This window comes from Thioalkalivibrio sp. K90mix (genome assembly GCF_000025545.1).
Classification (GTDB): Bacteria; Pseudomonadota; Gammaproteobacteria; order Ectothiorhodospirales; family Ectothiorhodospiraceae; genus Thioalkalivibrio.
The window spans coordinates 699,464-720,352 of the sequence record NC_013889.1; the positions used below are offsets into that span (position 1 = coordinate 699,464).

Here is a 20,889-nt window from a genome sequence, read left to right on the forward strand (position 1 = left end):
GGGCTTGTGAGCCAGCCCGCCGCTCAGTGTGCCATGTCTCGGCCAATGTTCGCGGCGGGCGCGGTACACTGAAATGATGAGCGATATCTCCGAAGGCGACCTGTTCGGCCCGGATGCGGGTGGACTGCCCCCCGAGCCCGAACCGGCCGCACAGGGCCCGGACCCGAATGCACCGCTGGCCGAGCGCATGCGCCCGGCGCGGCTGGACGAGATGGTGGGCCAGGATCACCTGGTCGGCCCGGATGCCGCCCTGCGCCAGGCGATCGAGCAGGGGCAGACCCCGTCGATGATCCTGTGGGGCCCGCCGGGTTGCGGCAAGACCACGCTGGCCCGCCTGGTGGCGGCGGCCGGGGCACAGCGTCTGGTGACGCTGTCGGCGGTGCTGGCCGGGGTCAAGGACGTGCGCGCGGTGGTGGACGCGGCCAAGGCCCGGCGACGCAACGGGGTCGGCACGCTGCTGTTCATCGACGAGATCCATCGCTTCAACAAGGGGCAGCAGGATGCCCTGCTGCCGCACATCGAGGACGGGACACTGACCTTCGTGGGGGCCACGACCGAGAACCCCTCATTTGCGCTCAACAGTGCGTTGCTGTCGCGGGCGCGTGTCTATCGCATGGAGTCCGTCGGCGCCGAGGCGATCGAGGCGCTGATTGACCGGGCGCTGAGCGATCCCGAGCGCGGACTCGGGGGGCGCGGGCTGCGGCTGGAGCCCACCGAACGCCAGCGGGTGGCCCGTGCGGCGGACGGCGATGCCCGGCGGGCACTGAACTGGCTGGAGACCGCCTCGGATCTGGCACGTGACGGCGAGATCACCGCCGACGCCCTGCGCGCGGTGATGGGGGCGCAGAGCCTGGCCTTCGATCGCCAGGGCGATGCCTTCTATGACCAGATCTCCGCCCTGCACAAGTCGGTGCGCGGATCCGATCCTGGTGCGGCGGTGTACTGGCTGACGCGCATGCTGGATGCCGGCTGTGACCCGGATTATCTCGGCCGGCGCCTGCTGCGCATGGCCTACGAGGACATCGGGCTGGCGGCCGTAGGGCTGGGTGCTCGGGTGCTGGCGGCCTGGCAGACGATGGAGCGGCTTGGGCGGCCGGAAGGCGATCTCGCGCTGATCCAGGCGGCGATCGAGCTGGCCGCCGCCCCCAAGAGCAACAGCGCCTACACCGCGTTGAACGAGGTCCGCGCCAGCATCCGGGAGACGGGCAGCCCCGGCGTGCCCCTGCATCTTCGCAATGCCCCCACGGAGTTGATGCGCGAGGAGGGGTTCGGCGCCGGATATCGCTATGATCATGATGAACCGGACGGTTTCGCGCGCGGACAGGTCTATCTGCCCGAGGGGCTCGAGGACCAGCGCTTCTATCGGGCGAAACGCGAGGGCACGGAGCGCGCGCTGGCCGAACGGCTGGAGCGACTGCGCGGCGACGGCAAAGAATAGAGACATATGCAGATACATCATCCCGAACGCTGGTGGCTGTTGGCCGCGGTCCTGCTGGCAGGGTCGCTGGTCTGGGTAGCACTGACCACCGAGTGGCCTGATCTGCTGCCGCTGCAGGACGTCGAGGCGTGGCTCGCCAGCTGGGGGATGGGCGCCTACATGATGTTTGTGCTGGCCTTTGTCGTCCTTGCGCTGTTTCCGTTGCCCAGCACCTTCTGGATCCTGCTGGGAGGGGCGCTGTTCGGGCCGTTCACCGGCGGGGCCCTGAGCCTGCTGGCGGCGACCATCGCTGCGATTATCGCGTTCATGCTGGCGCGCACCCTGCTGCAACCCTGGCTGGAACCGCGTCTGGGTCCGCGCAGCGCACGGCTGCGCGAGGATGTGGAGGCCGAGGGCTGGCGCGTGGTCGCACTGACACGGCTGGTGCCGGTCTTCCCGTTCGCCCCGACCAACTACGCCCTGGGCCTGGTGCGTATGCCGCTGACCGTGTTCACGATCACGACCCTGGTCGCATTGATCCCCAGCCTGTTCGCCTATGCCTGGCTGGGCCACGCTACGCGCGAGATGGTGGCGGGTGATACGGACAACCGGGTCCAGCTGGGGCTGGCGATTCTCGCCGTGCTGGCCCTGCTGCTGTTGCTGCCTCGGCTGTTGCGCCGGATCTGGCAGGGGCAGAAAGCCGTCCAGTCGCCAGCCTGAGTCCCGTAGCAACCATGTCGCGGGAGTCACCCTTCCTGTCCGTGATCATCCCGGTACTGAACGAAGCCGAATCTCTCCCGCCCTTGCTGGATACCCTGGGCGAGATCCTCGACTGCGAGGTGATCGTGGTCGACGGCGGGAGCACGGACGGGACTGTCCAGCAGGCAGGGCAATGCGGTGTGAGTGTGCTGTCCAGCGCCCCGGGGCGCGCACGGCAGATGAATGCCGGCGCCGAGCGCGCCCGAGGCGAGGCGCTCTGGTTTCTGCATGCCGACACCACGTTTCCGGACGGAGCCGGGGTGGCGGTGCATGCCCTGCGCGACGCGGTGGCCCGGGACGATCGCGCCTGGGGACGTTTCGACGTCCGCCTGTCGGGCGGTCGCGGAATATTCGCGCTGATCGCCGCGATGATGAACCTGCGCTCGCGTCTGAGCGGGATCGCGACCGGGGATCAGGGCATATTCATTACACGCTCGGCGTTCGATGCCGTAGGCGGCTGGCCGGACCAGCCGCTGATGGAGGACATCGAGCTCTCGCGGCGGCTGAAGCGATCGGTGGGGCGCCCAAGGTGCCTGCGCACGTGGCTGGTCACGTCGTCCCGGCGCTGGGAGCGGCAGGGCGCTTGGCGCACGATCTGGCTGATGTGGCGGTTGCGCCTGGCCTACTGGCTGGGTGCAAACCCGGACGGGCTGGCGCGACTTTATCGTGGTGATGCCTGAACGTCGGCCGACGGATGCGCCGCGCGTGCTGGTCTTTGCCCGCGCGCCCGAGCCGGGCCGGACCAAGACGCGGCTGATTCCCGCGCTGGGTGCCAAGGGCGCCGCACGGCTGCACGAACGGCTGCTGGAGCACGCGCTGGACGTGGCCCGTCAGGTGGCACCGGACCATGTGGAGCTGTGGTGCACCCCGGATACCGATCATCCGTTCCTCGAGCGTTGTGCGGAACGCTTTGGCTGTTCCCTGCACAGCCAGGTGGGTGATGACCTCGGGGCCCGCATGCGCCATGCACTGGAGGTGGGGCCGTTTCCGGCACTGGTGATGGGGTCCGATGCCCCGACGCTGGGTGTCGGGGACCTGGTCGCTGCACGTAAGGCGCTGGCTGAAGGGGCGGATGTGGCACTGATCCCGGCGCTGGATGGTGGCTATGTGCTGCTGGCCGCCGCGCGGCCCGTCCCCGGGCTGTTCGAGGCCGTCGAGTGGGGCAGCGATCGGGTGCTGGAACAGACCCGTGAGCGGGCCCAGGCGCAGGGTCTTGTCTGGGCGGAGCTGGAAGCGCGGGCGGACATCGACCGACCGGAGGACCTGGTGCACTGTCCGCCGGTGCTCCTGCGTGGCATTGGGGCACCTCGAGAGTCCCCGATCCCAGAGCAGTCGCAAGTCGGCCCAGGCTTCGGGTAGGATGCGCGCCATGAAAGCCTTTGTTGCCTGGGTCGACCGTTCCCCACTGTGGTTGTTTGCACTGTTCGTGGCCACCCTGGGGCTGTCGCCCTATGTCCCCGAACCGCACATCGTCGAGAAGATCCGCTGGCTCTTCCAGGGCGAGCTGACCCGTCCGATCGATATCCTCGACCTGATCATGCACGCCATTCCCTGGCTGCTGATGGCCTTCAAGCTCTATCGCATGAGCATTACGTCGAAAGGCGCTTCCTGACTCGGCGTCTCCTTGAGGCTTGTGGGAACTCGACGGTCCCGACTTGGGTCGCTACGGTGCCTGCCACTTTGACGTGACCAAGGAGAGTCCCATGCGTTTTATTGTTGCTGTTACCGCCGGTACTGACGACCCGACCCGCGCCACTCTCGGCATGATTGCCGCGAACGTGGCCAAGCAGCAGGGCCATGACGTGACCGTCTGGCTGCAGGGCGAGGCCGTGAACATCGCCAACCGGAATGTCTACGACAAGATCGTCGGCCACAACATGCCGGCGATGAAGGACATCGTGGATTCGCTGGTCGAGGAAGGCGTCCCGTTCTGGGCCTGCGAGGCCTGCGCCAAGGGCCGCGACGTCGGCGAGCACAACTTCCTGCCGAACGCCGAGATGGCCGGCATGGGTCAGTACGTCCAGGCCGTTGCCGATTTCGACCGCTCCATGAGCTTCTGATCGAGCGGGCCGGTCCGCGGGTGGGGTGTGATCCCCCGCCCGTTTTGCCCGTGTCTCCTGTGTCAGCCCCTCGAACTGGCACATCGCATGCTTGTTTGTTCCGGGAGTGATCCACGGACGACGAGCATGACCCAGACCCCATCCCCGAGTTTTTCCTTCGAAGAGGCCATTGGCGACTTCCTGGTCGCCTCGCGCAAGTGCGAGGTGGTGAGCCTGGAGCGCCTGCTGGAGGCGGTACAGCTGGTCGGGCGCATCCGCGCGCTGGTGCATCAGCTCCAGCGCGAACGCGGTGCCTCCAGCCTCTGGATCGGCTCCGGTGGCCAGCGCTATGCGGACGAACTAGCGCAGTACCGAGCTGAATCCGACACCACCGCACAGGCGTTTCGTGAACACCTTGATGGCTGGCTGGAGCCCGGGGCCTGTGCCCACGCGCGCAGCCGTCTGCTGGGGCGCATGGCGCTGGCGCTGCATGGCCTGTCGGGTCTGCCCAGCCTGCGGGCGGAGGTCAGCGAACGCACGCTCTCGCCGATGGAGGCGATGCGCGGCTTCAGCGAGCTGATCCGGTCGCTGCTGGCAGTGGTGTTCGAGGCCGCTGACTCCGCCACGGACCCGGAGGTCTCGCGGGCCCTGGTGGCCCTGCTGAACTTCATGCAGGGCAAGGAGCTGGCGGGCCAGGAACGCGCGATCGGGGCCGCCGGCTTTGGTCAGGGCGTGTTCGATGGCGAACTGCGCCAGTCCCTGTTGCACCGGATCGATGCCCAGGAACGCTCGTTTCGGATCTTCTCCGAGTTTGCCCCGAAGCCCGCCTGCGCGGCCTGGCAGGAACTGCAGGGCGCGGGCTTCGCGGCGGAGGTCGAGCGGCTGCGCCGTCAGGCCTGTACCCACGGCGATCTCCGGGGCGATCCCCTGCCGGACCCGGCCCGCGCCGAGACCTGGTTTGCCTGCACCACCGCGCGCATCGACGCGATGAAGGAGATCGAGGACCTGCTGGAGATGCACCTGAACGAGTGCTGTTCGGCACGCATCACGGCGGATCGCGCGGACCTGGGCGCTGTGCGTGATCGGGTGGAGCAACTCGCCGAGTCGGAGCTGCGCGACAGCGTGCCGTATGCGGTGTTTTTCGGCGCGCCGGAGGGCCTGGAGAGCACGCAGGAGGAGGGCGAGACCGTACTCAACGTCCCGATCGTCGGGCACTCGGTGATGGACCTGGTGCAGCGCCAGGCGACCCGGCTGCAGTCGGTGGAGGACGAATTGCATGCGGCACGCCAGGCCCTGGACGAACGCAAGACCATCGAGCGCGCCAAGGCGCTGCTGATCCAGCACCGCGGCCTCAGCGAGGATCAGGCCTACAAGCTCCTGCGCCAGACCGCGATGAACCAGAACCGGCGCCTGGCCGAGGTCGCCGAGGCGACCGTCGCGATGTCCGACCTGCTGGGCAAGGGCGGTCTGTAGCCCATTCCCCGGGAAAGGGATGCCGGTGGGCGGCGCCTCTGTGGGCGCGGGCTTGCCCGCGAAGCCCCTGCCAGTGTCTGCCACTGGCAGGGGCTTCGCCGCCAAGGCGGCTCCTACAGGTTGTGCACCAGCGCGGTTCATCTGCACCGCAAGCGCGCCCCAGTCTGGTGCCTTGCGGATCGTCTCCCGGACGCCGGGTTTTCCGACAGCGTTCAACTCCATACGGCGAACCATCCGATTTTCCCGCGCCATGGCGCGATTGTTTCCGGCGAGGTCGATTAGCAACGGCTAATTGGCACACCTCCTGCAGGAGTATCGGCAAGACGAGCCAATGGCGGTTCGTCGCCTGACAACAGGGAGACCCGATGACCGGGCCTCCCACGGGACTGGACAAAGGCGTCCATCACCCGGCTGCACAAGCGGCCGGGCTGATGCGACGCCTTTTTTCGTTTTTGGACGAGTTGCCTGACAAGGGGAGTGAACCCGCAATGACCGATCACACGAACGACACGAAGAAGACCCCCGGCCTGTCGCGCCGGCGTTTCCTGGGCGGCATGGCCGCCGGGATCGGCGCGACCGCGCTGGGCGTTTCCGGGGCCGCGCCCTGGGGGTATGCGAAGGCCGGCAACGGCAAGCCGGAGACCACCGAGGCGAAGCTGGGCTTTATTGCCCTGACGGATGCCGCACCGCTGTTCGTCGCGCTGGAGAAGGGGTTCTTCGCCGCCCACGGCATGCCGGACGTACAGGTGCTGAAGCAGTCCTCCTGGGGCACGGTGCGCGACAACCTGGAACTGGGCTCGCGCCGCGGCGGCATCGACGGCTCGCACATTCTGACGCCGATGCCCTACCTGATCCATCGTCGCGGTACGCCGATGAGCATCCTCGCGCGGCTGAACCTGGCCGGACAGTGTATCTCGGTGGGCGATGAATACGCCGATCTGAAGGTCGGCCTGGAGACCGGGGAGTTCAAGGAGGCGCTGGCGGAGAAGCGCGCCGGCGGCGACGAGGTACGCGCGGCGATGACCTTCCCCGGCGGCACCCATGACCTGTGGATTCGCTACTGGATGGCGGCCGGCGGGATCGACCCGAACCGCGACATCTCCACCATCGTCGTGCCGCCGGCGCAGATGGTCGCCAACATGCGCGTCGGGTCCATGGACACCTTCTGTGTCTGCGAGCCCTGGAACATGCAGCTGATCAACCAGGGCATCGGCTATACCGCGAACACCACCGGCGAGCTCTGGCACAACCATCCCGAGAAGGCGCTGGGCATGCGCGCGGACTGGGTGGAGGCGAACCCGAACGCGGCCCGCGCCCTGACCATGGCGGTGATGGAGGCGCAGATGTACTGCGAGGACCCGGCGAATATCGAGGAGGTCGCCGAGATCTGCTCGCGCCGGCGCTACATCCATGCCCCGTACGGCGACATCATCGACCGCATGCAGGGGCACTTCGACTACGGCACCGGCCGCGTGGTCGAGGACCATCCCGACCGCATGCGCTACTGGAACGACCAGGCCTCCTATCCCTTCAAGAGCCACGACCTGTGGTTCCTCACCGAGGACATCCGCTGGGGCTACCTGCCGCCGGATCTCGACATGCAGGCCCTGGTGGACGAGGTCAACCGCGAGGACATCTGGCGCGAGGCGGCCGACACGCTCGGCATCGATTCGGCCGACATCCCCGAGTCCACCTCGCGCGGCAAGGAAGAGTTCTTCGACGGCAAGGTCTTCGACCCGGAAGACCCACAGGCCTATCTCGACAGCCTGGAGATCAAGGCGCTCGCGTCCTGACGCGACGGCCCGACGCCCCCTGCACAGACGATTCAAGAGGATTCGACGATGAGTGCCATTCTCGATCGCAACATGACCTTCGGCGCCGGGCGCGAACGCCCGGCGGCCGCGGAGACCTCCACGGCCGCGGTGGCCCGGCCGGCGGCGCCGTCGGCCCGGTCCGGCGGTGCCCCGCCGCCCGACCCCGGGGCCTGGGCCCGGCGTATGCGCAACGCGGCTACCGTGGTCCTGCCCCCGGTGATCGTGACCGCGATTTTTTTGCTCCTTTGGGAAATGATGACGTCCTCCCAGGGAGCCGTACTGCCCGGCCCGAGTCAGGTGATCACCGACACCTGGGAACTGATCGTCAACCCGTTCTATGACTACGGCGGCAACGACGTGGGCATGGCCTGGCAGCTGCTCGCCAGCCTGGAACGCGTGGCCTACGGCTACGCCCTGGCGGTGGTCGCCGGGATCGGTCTCGGCGTGCTGGTCGGCCAGTCCACCTGGGCGATGCGCGGGCTGGACCCGCTGTTCCAGGTGCTGCGCACCGTGCCGCCGCTGGCCTGGCTGCCGATCTCCCTGGCCGCGTTCCAGGCGAGCAACCCGTCGGCCATCTTCGTGATCTTCATCACCGCGATCTGGCCGATCATCATCAACACCTCGGTCGGCATCCGGAATATCTCGCAGGACTACGTGAACGTGGCCCGCGTGCTGCGCCTGAACGGCTTCGAGTACTTCACCAAGATCATGCTCCCGGCCGCCGCGCCGTATGTCTTCTCCGGTCTGCGCATCGGCATCGGCCTCGCCTGGCTGGCGATCGTCGCCGCCGAGATGCTGATCGGCGGGGTCGGCATCGGCTTCTTTATCTGGGATGCCTGGAACGCCTCCATGCTCAGCGACATCGTGCTGGCCCTGGTCTACGTCGGCCTGGTCGGGTTCTTCCTCGACCGTCTGGTCGCGACCGTCGGCAAATGGGTCACCCGCGGCACGCAGGCCGGCTGATCCGGCCCCTCACAGGAGAATCATCATGACCAGCTATCTCTCCATCGAACACGTCCACAAGACCTTTGGCGAAGGACCGACGGCCAGCGAGGTGCTGCGCGACGTCGACCTGCACGTGGACCGCGGCGAGTTCCTCTCCATTATCGGCCACTCCGGCTGCGGCAAGTCGACGGTGCTCAACATCGTCGCCGGGCTGCTGGAGACCAGCACCGGCGCGGTGATCCTGGACGGCAAGGAGGTCAGCAAGCCGGGTCCGGATCGCAGCGTCGTGTTCCAGAACCACTCCCTGCTGCCCTGGCTGACCGTGCGCGACAACGTGGCACTGGCGGTGGACAAGACCTTCAAGGGCAAGAAATCCGCCGCCGAGCGCCGCGAGTGGATCCTGCAGACGCTGGATATGGTCGGCATGAGCCACGCGCTGGACAAGCGCCCGGACGAGATCTCCGGCGGCATGAAGCAGCGCGTGGGCATCGCCCGGGCGCTGGCGATGGAGCCGAAGGTCCTGCTGATGGACGAGCCCTTCGGCGCGCTGGATGCGTTGACCCGGGCGCACCTGCAGGACGAGGTGATGCGCATCCAGTCGGAGCTGGGCAACACCGTGCTGATGGTCACCCACGACGTGGACGAGGCGGTGCTGCTGTCCGACCGCATCGTGATGATGACCAACGGCCCGGCGGCGACCATCGGCGAGATCCTGGAGATCGACCTGCCGAAGCCGCGCGAGCGCCTGGTGATGGCCGACAACCCCCAGTACAACCACTACCGGGCCGAGGTGCTGCGCTTTCTCCACGAGCGCCACAAGAACCCCGAGTCGGAGGCCGCGTGATGGATACCGCGAACGACAAGCCGCGGCTGGTCCTGATCGGCAACGGCATGGCCGGCATGCGCACGGTCGAGGAGCTCTTGAAGCTCACGCCGGACATGTACGACATCACCGTGTTCGGCGCCGAGCCCTGGGGCAACTACAACCGCATCATGCTCTCGCCGGTGCTGGCCTCGGAGAAGACCGTCGACGAGATCATGCTGAACGACGATGCCTGGTATGCCGAACGCGGCATCACCCTGCACAAGGGCCGACGCATCGAGCGGATCGACCGCGTGAACCGGCGGGTGATCGCCGAGGACGGCACCGAGGCGCCCTATGACCGCCTGCTGCTGGCGACCGGCTCCGACCCGGTGATGATCCCGGTGCCGGGGCACGAACTGGAGGGCGTGGTTGCCTTCCGCGACATCCACGACGTGGACGCGATGCTCGCGGCCAGCCGCGCACACCAGCATGCGGTGGTGATCGGCGGCGGCCTGCTGGGCCTGGAGGCTGCCAACGGCCTGATGCGCCAGGGCATGGAGGTCACCGTGGTGCACCTGATGGATCACCTGATGGAGCGCCAGCTGGATGCCGAGGCCGCCGGGATGCTGCGCGGCTCGCTGGAGGAGCGCGGCATGCGTTTTCGCATGGCGCACCAGACCGAGGCGATCCTGGGCGAGGACCGCGTCACCGGCGTGCGCTTCACCGACGGCAGCGAGGTCGAGGCGGATCTGGTGGTGATGGCGGTCGGCATCCGTCCGAACACCGCGCTGGCCGAGTCCGCCGGGCTGCACTGCGAGCGCGGCGTGGTGGTGAACGACACGATGCAGACCTATGACCCGTCGATCTACGCGGTCGGCGAGTGTGTGCAGCACCGCGGCGCCACCTACGGCCTGGTCGCGCCCCTGTGGGAGCAGGCGAAGGTCTGCGCCAACCACCTGGCCGAGTACGGCATTGGGCGCTACGAGGGCTCGATGACCTCCACCAAGCTGAAGGTGACCGGGATCGACCTGTTCTCCGCCGGCGACTTCACCGGCGACGAGACCACCGAGGACCTGGTGTTCAAGGATGCCGCGCGCGGCGTCTACAAGCGCCTGGTGCTGAAGGACAACCGCATCCAGGGGGCCGTGCTGTACGGCGATACCCTGGACGGCTCCTGGTACTTCCAGCTGATGCGGGACGGAACGCCAGTGGCCGACATCCGCGAGAACCTGCTGTTCGGCCAGGCGCATATCGGCGACTCCGGTCATGGCGACGAGGCCTCGCGCGTGGCGGCGATGCCGGACAACGCCGAGATCTGCGGCTGCAATGGCGTGTGCAAGGGCGAGATCGTCCAGGCGATCAGCGAGCACAAGCTGTTCACGCTGGAGGACGTGCGTGCCCACACCAAGGCCTCGAACTCCTGCGGTTCCTGCACCGGACTGGTCGAGTCGCTGCTGGCGACCACGCTGGGCGGTGACTACTCCGATGCCCCGGCGAAAAAGCCCGTCTGCGCCTGCACCGATCACAGTCACGACGAGGTTCGCGCGGCGATCACCCGCGACGGCCTGAAGACCATGGACGCGGTGTTCGAGGCCCTCGACTGGAAGACCCCGAACGGCTGCCATGTCTGCCGTCCGGCGCTCAACTACTACCTGCTGGCGGCCTGGCCGAAGGACTACCAGGACGACGCCCAGTCGCGCTTCATCAACGAGCGCGCCCACGGCAACATCCAGAAGGACGGTACCTATTCCGTCGTGCCGCGCATCTGGGGCGGGGTGACCACCCCGGCCGAGCTGCGCGCGATCGCCGAGGTGGCCGAGCGCTACCAGGTGCCCACGGTCAAGTTCACCGGCGGCCAGCGCATCGACCTGCTGGGGGTGAAGAAGGCCGACCTGCCGGCGATGTGGCGCGATCTCGGCGACGCCGGGTTTGTCTCCGGCCATGCCTACGGCAAGGCCCTGCGTACGGTGAAGACCTGTGTCGGCTCCGAGTGGTGCCGCTTTGGCACCCAGGACTCGACCGGACTCGGCATCCAGCTGGAACGGATGAGCTGGGGCTCCTGGACCCCGCACAAGTTCAAGATGGCGGTCTCTGGCTGTCCGCGTAACTGCGCCGAGGCCACGATCAAGGACCTGGGCGTGGTCTGCGTGGACTCGGGCTACGAGCTGCACGTGGGCGGCAACGGCGGGGTGAAGGTGCGCGCCACCGACTTCCTCTGCAAGGTGGAGACCGAGGCCGAGGTGCTGGAATATGCCGGGGCCTTCATGCAGTTCTACCGCGAAGACGCGCGCTACCTGGAACGCACCGCCCCGTGGATCGAGCGCGTCGGGCTGACCCGGGTGAAGGAACGCCTGGTGGACGACGCCGAGAACCGCGCGGCACTGTACGCCCGCTTCCTGGAGTCGCAGGAGGTGGCGCAGGTGGACCCCTGGGCCGAGCGGGCCGCCGGGCATGCGGCGCACGAGTTCATTCCGATCACGCCGGTGGACGCGCCCCCGCGCCAGGGGGTGTCGGCATGAGCTGGCTTGCGATCTGTCCGCTCGAGGACATCCCGCCGCTGGGTGCGCGCGTAGTGGCGAGTCCGAACGGCGACATCGCCGTGTTCCGCGCCGCGGATGACCGCGTGTTTGCCCTGCGCGACCAGTGCCCGCACAAGGGCGGGCCGCTGTCGCAGGGCATCGTCCACGGCGAGCGCGTGACCTGCCCGCTGCACAACTGGGTGATCGACCTGCAGTCCGGCGAGGCCACCGGGGCGGACAGTGGCTGTACCCATGCCTTCCCGATACGGGTGACCGACGGTCAGGTGTGGCTGGATTTCTCCGGCGCCACGGGCGACGCCGCGGATGATACCGCTGAGGTGCCGGTCGCCTGCCGCGAGGCGGGCTGAGATGGCCGCGCCCGAGTCGGTGACCCGCACCACCTGCCCCTATTGCGGAGTGGGCTGCGGCGTGGCGGTGACCGCGACGCCGGACGGCGAGTTTCCGGTCGCGGTGCGCGGCGACCCCGCCCATCCGGCGAATGCCGGGCGCCTGTGCTCCAAGGGCGCGGCACTGGCCGAGACCCTCGGCGACGAGGCCCGGCTGCTGCACCCGGAGATCGGCGGGCGGCGTGTCGATTGGGAGACCGCGCTGGATCATGTGGCGGACGGCTTTCGCGAGACCATCGCGGTGCACGGGCCGGATGCGGTTGCCCTGTATGTCTCCGGGCAGATCCTGACCGAGGATTACTACGTCGCCAACAAGCTGATGAAGGGCTTTGTCGGCTCGGCCAATATCGACACCAACTCCCGGCTTTGCATGTCCACGGCCGTGGCCGCCCATACCCGTGCCTTCGGCGTGGACGGCGTGCCGGGGAGCTATACCGATCTCGAGCAGGCCGATCTGGTCGTGGTGACGGGCTCCAACATGGCCTGGGCGCACCCGGTCCTGTTCCAGTGCCTGCAGGCCGCCCGCGCGGCGCGCCCGGAGATGAAGCTGGTGGTGATCGACCCGCGGCGCACGGCCACCGCCCAGGCGGCCGATCTGCACCTGCCGCTGGCGCCGGGCACGGATGCCTGGTTGTTCAACGGCCTGCTGGATCACCTGCGCCGCGAGGATGCCCTGGACCCGGCATTCCTGGAACGCCATGTCGACGGCTTTGCCGACGCCCTGGCGGCGGCCCGCGCCTCCAGCCCGTCGATTGCCGTGACCGCCGAGACCTGCGAACTGGACCCCGAAGCGGTGGCCACCTTCTTCCGTTGGTTTGCTCGAACGGAGCGGGCCGTGACCGCGTTCTGTCAGGGCATCAACCAGTCCGACAGCGGTGTGGACAAGGCCGGGACGATCCTCAACGTGCACCTGGCCACCGGCCGCATCGGCCGCCCGGGCATGGGCCCGTTCTCGCTGACCGGTCAGCCCAATGCGATGGGTGGGCGCGAGGTCGGCGGACTGGCCAGCCAGTTGGCCGCGCACATGGGCTTCGACGAAGTGTCTTTGGATCGCGTAAGTCGCTTCTGGAATGCACCGAATCTCGCCCGCAAGCCGGGGCTCAAGGCGCTGGATCTGTTCCGCGCGGTCGAGTCGGGGCAGGTGAAGGCGATCTGGATTATCGGCACCAATCCCTTGTTCAGCCTGCCCGAAGCCGAACGCTTCGAGCGGGCCCTGCGCGACTGCCCGCTGGTCGTGGTCTCCGACTGCGTGCGCGAGACCGAGACAACCCGCGTGGCCGACGTGCTGTTGCCAGCGACCACCTGGGGCGAGAAGGACGGCACGGTGACCAATTCCGAGCGGCGCATCTCGCGCCAGCGCCCGTTCCGGGAACCCCCGGGCGAGGCGCGTCACGACTGGTGGGCGCTGGCCGAGGTCGCCCGCCGCCTGGGCTTTGCCGAGGCCTTCCCCTATACGCAGCCGGTGGAGATTTTCCGCGAGCATGCGGCCCTGTCCGCGTTCGAAAACGACGGCACGCGCGACTTCGACATCGGCGCACTGGCCACGACCGACGCGGCCGCCTTTGAGGCCCTCGAACCGGTGCAGTGGCCGCTGCCCGCCGGAGCCGAGGCGGGTACGGCGCAGCTCTACGCCGATGGCCGCTTCTTTACGGCCAACGGTCGTGCGCGGCTCGCGGCGGTCAGTCCGCAATCGCCAACCGATCCAGTCGATGCCGAGTACCCGCTGCGCCTGAACACCGGCCGCATCCGTGACCAGTGGCACAGCATGACCCGCACTGCGAGTACCCCGCGCCTGAGTGCCCATCAGCCGGAACCGTTCGTCGAGATCCATCCGGTGGATGCCGGCCTGTTCCGTGTGCAGGCGGGCGATCTGGCCGAGGTGACCAGCCGACATGGGCGTTTGCTGGCGCGGGTGCAGGTGAGCCGTGAGCAACGCCCCGGCAGCGTGTTTGTGCCGATGCACTGGAGCCGCCCGATCGCGCGGCTGGCGCGGGTGGATGCCCTGGTGCCCGCGCATGTCGATCCGGTCTCCGGGCAGCCGGCGTTCAAGCACACCGCCGTCTCGGTGCGCCCGGCGGCGATGGACTGGCACGGCTTCGTACTGAGCCGCGAACCCGTGGCCCTGCCGGAGGCCGACTACGCGGTGACCGCGCGCGGCCCGCGGCATCTGCGCGTCGAACTGGCCGGACGTGGCGCGCCACCCGAGATCGCCGACTGGCGGGCACGGCTGGATGGCCCCGGCGAGTGGCTGGAGTTCGCCGACCCGGCGGGTGGTCGCTACCGCGTCGCGCGCATTCATGGGGGCCGGCTCGCCTGCGTGCTGTTCGCGGGGCCCGATCGGGGCCTGCCCGAGCGCGAATGGCTGGGCGGTCTGTTCGCAGCCGAGTCGATCACGGATGACGAACGCATGGCCCTGCTCACGGGGCGTCCGCCGAACGGCCAGGTCGCGCGCGGGCGCCTGGTCTGCGCCTGCTTCGGCGTGGACGAGACGCGCATCCGCACGGCGATCCGTGAGCAGGGGCTGGCGACCTGCGAGGCCGTGGGTGCCTGTCTCGAGGCCGGTACCAACTGCGGCTCCTGCCGCCCCGAGATCCAGACCCTGTTGAATGAAGAATCCGAGGCGCCCACGGATCCCGTGGCGCGGGAGGGATGAGCATGGAACACCTGCCGATCTATATGCAGTTGCACGGCCGTGAGGCCCTGGTGGTCGGGGCCGGCCCGGTGGCAACGCGCAAGGCAGCGCTGCTGCTGGAGGCCGGGGCGCGGGTGCGCCTTCGGGCCCCTGCGTACAGCGAGGCCGCCGAGCGTCTGCTGCGCGAGCACCCGGAGCCGATCACCCGCGAGCCGGGTATCTATGACACCGAATGCCTGGGTGAAGCGGCGATCGTGATCGCCGCCACCGATGACGCGGCGGTGAACCGCCAGGTCTCCGAGGACTGCATCGCGCGTGCGATCCCGGTGAACGTGGCCGACCAGCCGGAGCTTTGCAGCTTCATCCTGCCGGCCATCGTCGAGCGCGGCCCGCTGACCATCGCGATCGGCTCCGGTGGCCGGGCACCGGTGCTGGTGCGTCTGCTGCGCGCGAAGATCGAGAGCCTGATCCCGACCGGCTACGGGCGCCTGGCGGATCTCGCCGGTTGCCTGCGCGACCGGGTGCGCGCCCATTTCGACAGTGTGAACGCGCGGCGCGCCTTCTGGGAGCGGGCCTTTGCCGGGCCGGCCACCGAGCTGGCCCTGGCCGGGCGCATGGACGCGGCGGCAGAGCGCTTGGAGCAAGAATTGAATGAAGCGGATGCCGCCACGCCGGGCGAGGTCTACCTGATCGGTGCCGGTCCGGGTGATCCGGACCTGCTGACCTTCCGCGCGTTGCGTCTGCTGCAGCAGGCCGACGTGGTCGTCTACGATCGCCTGGTGTCCTCCGAGGTGGTGAACCTGGCCCGGCGCGAGGCCGAGCGCTTCTATGTCGGCAAGGAGCGTGACCACCACTGCGTGCCGCAGGAGGCGATCAGCGCGCTGCTCTCCCGGCTGGCGCGCGAGGGCAAGCGCGTGGCACGGCTGAAGGGCGGCGACCCGTTTGTGTTCGGCCGCGGCGGCGAGGAGCTGGACGTGCTCGCCCGCGACGGCGTGGCCTACCAGGTGGTGCCCGGCATCACCGCGGCCAGTGGCTGTTCCGCCTATTCGGGCATCCCGCTAACCCACCGTGATCATGCCCAGTCCGTGCGCTTCATTACCGGCCATACCCGCGAGGGCCGGCTGGACGTGGACTGGTCGCAGTTGACGAACACCCGCGAGACGCTGGTGTTCTATATGGGCCGCAAGGGGCTGGGGGAGATCTGCCGCGGGCTCAAGGGTGCGGGCCGGGCCGGGCGGACCCCGGCCGCGATCATCGAGAACGGCACCACCGCGCATCAGCGCGTCGTGACCGGCACGCTGGACACCCTGGCGGCCCGGGCCGAACGCGAACAGGTCGGTTCGCCCAGTCTGGTCGTGATCGGCGAGGTCGCCGCCTGTCATCAGCGCCTGGCCTGGTTCCGGCCGGATGCCGGTGCCGCTGCGACGTTCCCGCAGCCGATGCCGGGGTCCGCGTCCGCGAGCGCGGCGTGAGCGGACCGGCGATCCGTGCGCGTGCGGTCTCCGGCGAGCTTGCCGGCTGCCGGGTCGCGCTCCCGGAGAGCCGGGCGCTGGAGGTCTTCGCCGGCCTGCTGGAGCGGCGCGGGGCCGAGGTCTGGCGCTGCCCGCTGATCGCGATCCACGACAGCCCCGACCGCGTGGCGATCGAGACCTGGCTGGACAAGGCCATCGCGGCGCCGTTCGATTGCCTGATCTTCCTGACCGGCGAGGGCTTCACCCGCCTGACCGGCTTTGCGCAGCGTGCCGGATGCGAGGACGACTGGCTGGCGGCCGTGAGGCGGACGCCGACCCTGGTGCGCGGCCCCAAGCCGGGGCGGGTGATGAAGCCCTTCGGCGTGCGGCCGGATGCGGTCGCGGTGGCCCCGACGACCGAGGGCATTATCGAAACCCTTTCTGGACAGGATCTGGCCGGGCGGCGTATCGGGCTACAGCTCTACGGCGCGGAGCCCAACCGGCGCCTGCTCGGGTTTCTGGAGCAGGCCGGTGCCGAGGACTTTCCCGTCTGGCCCTATCGCTATGCGGATGCCGCCGAGGCCGGGCGAGTGACTGGATTGATCGAGGCCATGATCGCGGGGGATGTGGATGCGATCGCCTTCACCAGCCAGGCCCAGGTGCGGCGCCTGCTGCGCGTTGCCCGTGACTCGGGGTATCAGGATTCGCTGCTGGCGGCGCTCGGCCGCACCGTCGTCGCCGCGATCGGCCCGGTGGTGGCCGACGAGCTGCGCGCCCACGGGGTGCATCCGACGGTGGTCCCCGACAGTCAGTACTTCATGAAACCCCTGGTCTCGGCGCTCGCGCGCCACCTGGATGCACATGGCCGCTGAATCACGAGCCCGACGCGGGTCTTAGCGACCGTCGTGGCCGGCGTACATCGCCTCGATGGCCTCGCTGTAGTGCTCGACGATCACCGGGCGCTTGAGCTTCATGGTCGGGGTCAGCATGCCGTTGTCCACGGACCAGGCCTCGTGGGTCACATGCACATGGCGGATCTTGGCGTAGCCGGGGAAGTCGCGTAGCTGATACTGGATGCGCTGCAGCAGGGCGCGTTCGGCCTTGCGTGGCAGCCGGCCCTCGGTCTCGGCGTCGAGGTCATGGTCGCTGGCAAAAGAGGCCCAGGCCTCCGGCTCCGGCACGACCAGCGCGGTCAGGAAGGAGCGGTTGTCGCCCACGATCATCACCTGGTCGAACAGCGCATCCAGCGCGATCGCCATCTCCATGTCGGCCGGCGGGACCTTCTCGCCGTTGGTCAGCACCAGGATGTCCTTGATGCGCCCGGTGATGAATACATGCCCGCTGTCGTCGATGCGGGCCTGGTCGCCACTGTGCAGCCAGCCGTCTTCGTCGATGGTCTCGCGGGTGGCCTCCTCGTTCTTCCAGTAGCCGAGCATCACGCAAGGGCTGCGGGTGAGCAGTTCGTCCATCTCGCCGATCCTGATTTCCACTCCGGGCAGCGGCTTGCCGATCGAGGCGGGGAGGTTGTCGTCCGGGGTGTTCACGGTGACCACCGGGCTGGCCTCGGTCATTCCGTATCCGTGCAGTACCGGCAGGCCCAGGCCGATGAAGAACTGGGCGATTGGTGGGGGCAGGGGAGCGCCGCCGCAGACCGCGAAGCGTAGCTCGCCGCCCAGGCGGTCCAGCACCTTGCGCGCGACAATGCGCTCCAGTACGGGCCAGAGCAGGAAACCGGGGGACCAGCCGCCCCGGCCCTGCTGGTGCTCGAAGCGCTTCCAGCCGATGCTGACGGTTGCCTTGAACAGGGCGCGGCCGAGGCCCGATTTCTGTTTTAGCCCCGCCTGGATGCGGCCATGTACGCGTTCGTAGATGCGCGGCACCGAGATCAGCACGGTGGGGCGCACGTTGACCAGGTCCTCTCCCAGGGCCTGAATGGAGCGCGCGAAGGCGACCTCGGCACCGATCAGCATGGGCATGTACAGCCCGGCGGTGCGTTCCAGCATGTGCGACAGCGGCAGGAACGACAGAAACCGGTCGGCGGGCGACAGCGGGCCGGCCTGCGAGGAGGCCCAGGCGTTCTCCAGGATGTTGCGGTGCGAGAGGATTACGCCCTTGGGGCGCCCGGTGGTGCCGGACGTATAGACGATCGTGGCCATGGCCTCCGGATCGAGGTCCGGGTGGTGGAATTCGGTGGCTTCGTGCCGCGTGAGCCAGTCTTCCAGCTCGGTCACGCGGTCGTCGTCCGGCTCCGTGTCCTCGCCGCCGATGTTCACGATGCGCCGCAGCGACGGCATGTTCTCGAAGTGCTCGGACAGCCGGCGGCTGTGGGCGCTCTCGCCCAGCAGCAGGATGCGTGCCTGCGTCTGGCCGATGATGTAGGCGACGTTGTCCGGACGATCGTCGGTGTACAGCGGGACCGGGACCAGCCCCAGCCCCATCGCCGCCTGGTCGAACGCGACCCACTCGCGCGAGTTGCCGAGCATCAATGCGACACGCTCGCCGGGCTTGAGGCCCTCCGCGGCCAGTGCGGCCTGCCAGCGATCCACCATCGCGCCCATCTCGCGCCAGGAGGTCTGCTGCCACGCCTCGCGCGCGGTGTTGTAGTGGCGGTAGGCCGGGGCATCCGGTGTCTGTTCGACACGGACACGGAACAGCGAGGGGAGGGTCGGGGCCTGGTCGGGACGGATCGCGGAATCGGACATCGGCGCGTCTCGCAGCTTGGAGTATGTTCGGGACGTTAGAGGACCCGGACCCGTGCGGCAACCTTGGCGTCTGTGGCGTTCTACAGTCCCAGCGGGTGGGCGGCGGGCCGGTAGGCGGCGGCCCCGATCACCAGGCTGATGCCGATCAGTGCGATGATGCCGCCGCCGGCGAGCCCGAAGGCCGGGCCCACGTAGGTCAGGCGGCCGACGCGGGTCGGGCCCAGCCAGCGGCGGGTCCAGTCGCGTGCGGAGACGGCCAGCGTGGCCAGAACGGATACCGTGGCTGCGGTCCCCAGCGACATGGCGAGTACGGCCAGCACGCCGGCCCAGGCCAGGCCCAGGGCCGCCGAGACCGCCATGATCAGCACCGCGCCGGAACAGGGGCGGATGCCCACGGCCGCGACCGTGCCCCACCAGGTCCCGCTGTGGTTCGGGTCGACATGATGCGGGGTGCCGCAACCGCAGTGGTCGTCGTGAGTGTGATGGTGATCATGGTGGTGGTCTGTGTGCCCGTGGTTGTGCCGGGCCTCAGCGCGGGCCTGGGCATGGGCCTTGTGCAGGCGCCAGGCATGGCGCAGGGCGCGCAGCATCAGCCAGATGCCCAGCAGGGCGACCAGCGCAAAACTGGCGATCTCCAGGGTGCGCACCTGGCCCAGCGTATCGCGTGCCAGCCAGCCGAGCAGGCCGATTAGCACCCCGACCAGCACGATGGCCGTGACCCCCTGGGCCAGCGCCGAGACGGTGGAGAGAAGGATGCCGCGCTTCAGGTTCTGGGGTTGGGTCAGCAGATAGGCGCTGATCACGGCCTTGCCATGTCCCGGGCCGGCCGCGTGGAAGATGCCGTACAGCAGGCTGATCAGGATCAGGGCGCCGGCCGTCTGGGCGGTGGGGGCGTCGCGCAGGGCATGCAGTCCCTGGGTCAGGTCGCGATGCAACTGGCGCTGGGTCTGGAGCATCCAGGCGGTGACGCGCTCGAGCGCTCCGGGGGGCTTGGCCAGCGTTTCGGGCATGGGTCCGGTGGTGGCATCCGGCGGGGACGGGCTTTCCTCGGCCTCGCCCGCGGGGGCGCCGCCACCCAGCGGATGGGCCGATTCGCCGGCGTGGGCGCTGAAAGCACCCAGCAACAGGGAGAGCCCCAGGGTCAGGAGAATCAGGGCAGCAGCGAGGCCGTTCAGTCGATGGGCGGGGGCGACGATCATATCGTTACACTATAACGCTGTCCTGCGGATTCATCGAACGGTTTTTCGTTCTAATCCTGTGTGGTCGCGCTCAGTCCGAGCGGTTCCGGCATTGCAGGGTGGCGGTCTCGGCGAAGTAGCGTCCGAGATTGTCGACAGGACTGCGGTCCTGGCGTTCCAGGGTGGCGGCATAGCGCATCAACTGCGGGTCCGGGCGCGCCTCTTCGATCTGCACCTCGCAGCCCTGGCGATTTTCGATATGCACCACGTCGTCCGCATCATGCAGGACCTCGATCCAGTAGGTCGGGTCGAACACGCGATACGTGAAGCCGTTGGCGTCTTCCAGGTCATGTTCGGCCAGCGGCAGGTCGAAGCGCAGATAAAGCCGTCGATCCTCCAGCGAGAGCCGGGCGTTTTCCGCCCGGGGGACCGCGATCTCCGCGTCGTCGTGGTGCAGTTCGGTGAAGTAGTCGTAGGCAGCCAGGTTTTCCAGCATGCGCTCGGCCACCCGATCCAGCGCCTCCTCGATCCCGATATCACCTTCCAGGTCCCGGGTCATCTCTTCCAGCAGCATGTGGCTGTAGGTCGGATCGATCAGCCAGGCTTGCTGCATGCGCTCCAGCTGGCCGTTGTCGTCGAACACCAGCCCCACGCGCAGGTCGATCCAGGCGTGGGGGTGTGCCAGGGCAAGGCCCGGGATCAGCAGTGCCAGGCCCAGCAGGAGTCGCCGGATGAGGCGGCGGCCCAT

18 protein-coding genes are annotated in these 20,889 nt (G+C 68.6%); 15 read left to right on the forward strand and 3 right to left on the reverse strand.

Going from position 1 to position 20,889, the window contains the following annotated elements; translation table 11 throughout:
• The first annotated feature begins 73 nt into the window (after positions 1-73).
• The 15 genes from TK90_RS03305 (at position 74) to TK90_RS03375 (ending at position 17,133) form a co-directional block, all read left to right on the forward strand.
• A complete protein-coding gene (locus TK90_RS03305; protein WP_012982071.1) occupies positions 74-1,438 on the forward strand; it encodes a replication-associated recombination protein A in 1,365 nt (454 codons plus the stop codon).
• Between the two features lie 6 nt (positions 1,439-1,444).
• Positions 1,445-2,137 (forward strand): TVP38/TMEM64 family protein, encoded by a 693-nt coding sequence (locus tag TK90_RS03310; RefSeq protein WP_012982072.1) that lies wholly within the window; start codon positions 1,445-1,447, stop codon positions 2,135-2,137.
• Positions 2,138-2,151: 14 nt separating this feature from the next.
• Entirely contained in the window at positions 2,152-2,856 is a 705-nt protein-coding gene (locus TK90_RS03315) for a TIGR04283 family arsenosugar biosynthesis glycosyltransferase (protein ID WP_012982073.1), read from the forward strand.
• A complete protein-coding gene (locus TK90_RS03320; RefSeq protein ID WP_026296494.1) occupies positions 2,849-3,535 on the forward strand; it encodes a TIGR04282 family arsenosugar biosynthesis glycosyltransferase in 687 nt (228 codons plus the stop codon). Before TK90_RS03315 ends, TK90_RS03320 begins: the two co-directional genes overlap by 8 nt.
• Before the next feature lie 10 nt (positions 3,536-3,545).
• Positions 3,546-3,788 (forward strand): hypothetical protein, encoded by a 243-nt coding sequence (locus TK90_RS03325; protein WP_012982075.1) that lies wholly within the window; start codon positions 3,546-3,548, stop codon positions 3,786-3,788.
• A 91-nt stretch (positions 3,789-3,879) separates the two neighbouring features.
• The gene (locus tag TK90_RS03330; protein ID WP_012982076.1) at positions 3,880-4,236 is read left to right on the forward strand and encodes a DsrE family protein; all 357 of its coding nucleotides are present in this window, start codon (positions 3,880-3,882) and stop codon (positions 4,234-4,236) included.
• Positions 4,237-4,362: 126 nt separating this feature from the next.
• Positions 4,363-5,688 carry a nitrate regulatory protein gene (locus tag TK90_RS03335; protein WP_012982077.1) on the forward strand — a complete coding sequence of 442 codons (1,326 nt, stop codon included), beginning with the start codon at positions 4,363-4,365 and terminating at the stop codon, positions 5,686-5,688.
• A gap of 488 nt (positions 5,689-6,176) precedes the next feature.
• On the forward strand, positions 6,177-7,481 hold the full coding sequence (locus TK90_RS03340; RefSeq protein WP_041444180.1) for a CmpA/NrtA family ABC transporter substrate-binding protein: 1,305 nt from the start codon (positions 6,177-6,179) through the stop codon (positions 7,479-7,481).
• Positions 7,482-7,529: 48 nt separating this feature from the next.
• A complete protein-coding gene (ntrB, locus tag TK90_RS03345) occupies positions 7,530-8,465 on the forward strand; it encodes a nitrate ABC transporter permease (RefSeq protein ID WP_012982079.1) in 936 nt (311 codons plus the stop codon).
• 25 nt (positions 8,466-8,490) lie between these two features.
• Positions 8,491-9,291: an ABC transporter ATP-binding protein gene (locus TK90_RS03350; RefSeq protein WP_012982080.1), complete on the forward strand. Its 801-nt coding sequence runs from the start codon at positions 8,491-8,493 to the stop codon at positions 9,289-9,291.
• Complete coding sequence (nirB, locus tag TK90_RS03355; RefSeq protein ID WP_012982081.1) at positions 9,291-11,771, forward strand: nitrite reductase large subunit NirB; 2,481 nt, start codon at positions 9,291-9,293, stop codon at positions 11,769-11,771. Before TK90_RS03350 ends, nirB begins: the two co-directional genes overlap by 1 nt.
• Positions 11,768-12,139 (forward strand): nitrite reductase small subunit NirD, encoded by a 372-nt coding sequence (gene nirD, locus TK90_RS03360; RefSeq protein WP_012982082.1) that lies wholly within the window; start codon positions 11,768-11,770, stop codon positions 12,137-12,139. Before nirB ends, nirD begins: the two co-directional genes overlap by 4 nt.
• Before the next feature lies 1 nt (position 12,140).
• Positions 12,141-14,831, forward strand: coding sequence for a nitrate reductase (locus TK90_RS03365; RefSeq protein WP_012982083.1), 2,691 nt, complete (start codon positions 12,141-12,143; stop codon positions 14,829-14,831).
• Positions 14,832-14,833: 2 nt separating this feature from the next.
• Positions 14,834-16,282: a siroheme synthase CysG gene (cysG, locus tag TK90_RS03370; RefSeq protein ID WP_012982084.1), complete on the forward strand. Its 1,449-nt coding sequence runs from the start codon at positions 14,834-14,836 to the stop codon at positions 16,280-16,282.
• Positions 16,279-17,133, forward strand: coding sequence for a uroporphyrinogen-III synthase (locus TK90_RS03375; RefSeq protein WP_012982085.1), 855 nt, complete (start codon positions 16,279-16,281; stop codon positions 17,131-17,133). Before cysG ends, TK90_RS03375 begins: the two co-directional genes overlap by 4 nt.
• 21 nt (positions 17,134-17,154) lie before the next feature.
• On the opposite strand, the gene TK90_RS03380 is transcribed toward TK90_RS03375, so the two are convergent.
• The 3 genes from TK90_RS03380 to TK90_RS03390 form a co-directional block, all read right to left on the reverse strand.
• A complete protein-coding gene (locus tag TK90_RS03380; RefSeq protein ID WP_012982086.1) occupies positions 17,155-18,963 on the reverse strand; it encodes a long-chain fatty acid--CoA ligase in 1,809 nt (602 codons plus the stop codon).
• Positions 18,964-19,043: 80 nt separating this feature from the next.
• A complete protein-coding gene (locus TK90_RS03385) occupies positions 19,044-20,162 on the reverse strand; it encodes a nickel/cobalt transporter (RefSeq protein WP_012982087.1) in 1,119 nt (372 codons plus the stop codon).
• 70 nt (positions 20,163-20,232) lie between these two features.
• Positions 20,233-20,889: a DUF1007 family protein gene (locus TK90_RS03390; RefSeq protein ID WP_012982088.1), complete on the reverse strand. Its 657-nt coding sequence runs from the start codon at positions 20,887-20,889 to the stop codon at positions 20,233-20,235.

What these genes read in the sequence shown, in the direction of transcription:
- TK90_RS03305 (WP_012982071.1), top strand. Translation starts at nt 74, where the DNA reads ATGATGAGCGATATCTCCGAAGGCGACCTGTTCGGCCCGGATGCGGGT.
- TK90_RS03310 (WP_012982072.1), top strand. Translation starts at nt 1,445, where the DNA reads ATGCAGATACATCATCCCGAACGCTGGTGGCTGTTGGCCGCGGTCCTG.
- TK90_RS03315 (WP_012982073.1), top strand. Translation starts at nt 2,152, where the DNA reads ATGTCGCGGGAGTCACCCTTCCTGTCCGTGATCATCCCGGTACTGAAC.
- TK90_RS03320 (WP_026296494.1), top strand. Translation starts at nt 2,849, where the DNA reads ATGCCTGAACGTCGGCCGACGGATGCGCCGCGCGTGCTGGTCTTTGCC.
- TK90_RS03325 (WP_012982075.1), top strand. Translation starts at nt 3,546, where the DNA reads ATGAAAGCCTTTGTTGCCTGGGTCGACCGTTCCCCACTGTGGTTGTTT.
- TK90_RS03330 (WP_012982076.1), top strand. Translation starts at nt 3,880, where the DNA reads ATGCGTTTTATTGTTGCTGTTACCGCCGGTACTGACGACCCGACCCGC.
- TK90_RS03335 (WP_012982077.1), top strand. Translation starts at nt 4,363, where the DNA reads ATGACCCAGACCCCATCCCCGAGTTTTTCCTTCGAAGAGGCCATTGGC.
- TK90_RS03340 (WP_041444180.1), top strand. Translation starts at nt 6,177, where the DNA reads ATGACCGATCACACGAACGACACGAAGAAGACCCCCGGCCTGTCGCGC.
- ntrB (WP_012982079.1), top strand. Translation starts at nt 7,530, where the DNA reads ATGAGTGCCATTCTCGATCGCAACATGACCTTCGGCGCCGGGCGCGAA.
- TK90_RS03350 (WP_012982080.1), top strand. Translation starts at nt 8,491, where the DNA reads ATGACCAGCTATCTCTCCATCGAACACGTCCACAAGACCTTTGGCGAA.
- nirB (WP_012982081.1), top strand. Translation starts at nt 9,291, where the DNA reads ATGGATACCGCGAACGACAAGCCGCGGCTGGTCCTGATCGGCAACGGC.
- nirD (WP_012982082.1), top strand. Translation starts at nt 11,768, where the DNA reads ATGAGCTGGCTTGCGATCTGTCCGCTCGAGGACATCCCGCCGCTGGGT.
- TK90_RS03365 (WP_012982083.1), top strand. Translation starts at nt 12,141, where the DNA reads ATGGCCGCGCCCGAGTCGGTGACCCGCACCACCTGCCCCTATTGCGGA.
- cysG (WP_012982084.1), top strand. Translation starts at nt 14,834, where the DNA reads ATGGAACACCTGCCGATCTATATGCAGTTGCACGGCCGTGAGGCCCTG.
- TK90_RS03380 (WP_012982086.1), bottom strand. Translation starts at nt 18,963, where the DNA reads ATGTCCGATTCCGCGATCCGTCCCGACCAGGCCCCGACCCTCCCCTCG.
- TK90_RS03385 (WP_012982087.1), bottom strand. Translation starts at nt 20,162, where the DNA reads ATGATCGTCGCCCCCGCCCATCGACTGAACGGCCTCGCTGCTGCCCTG.
- TK90_RS03390 (WP_012982088.1), bottom strand. Translation starts at nt 20,889, where the DNA reads ATGGGCCGCCGCCTCATCCGGCGACTCCTGCTGGGCCTGGCACTGCTG.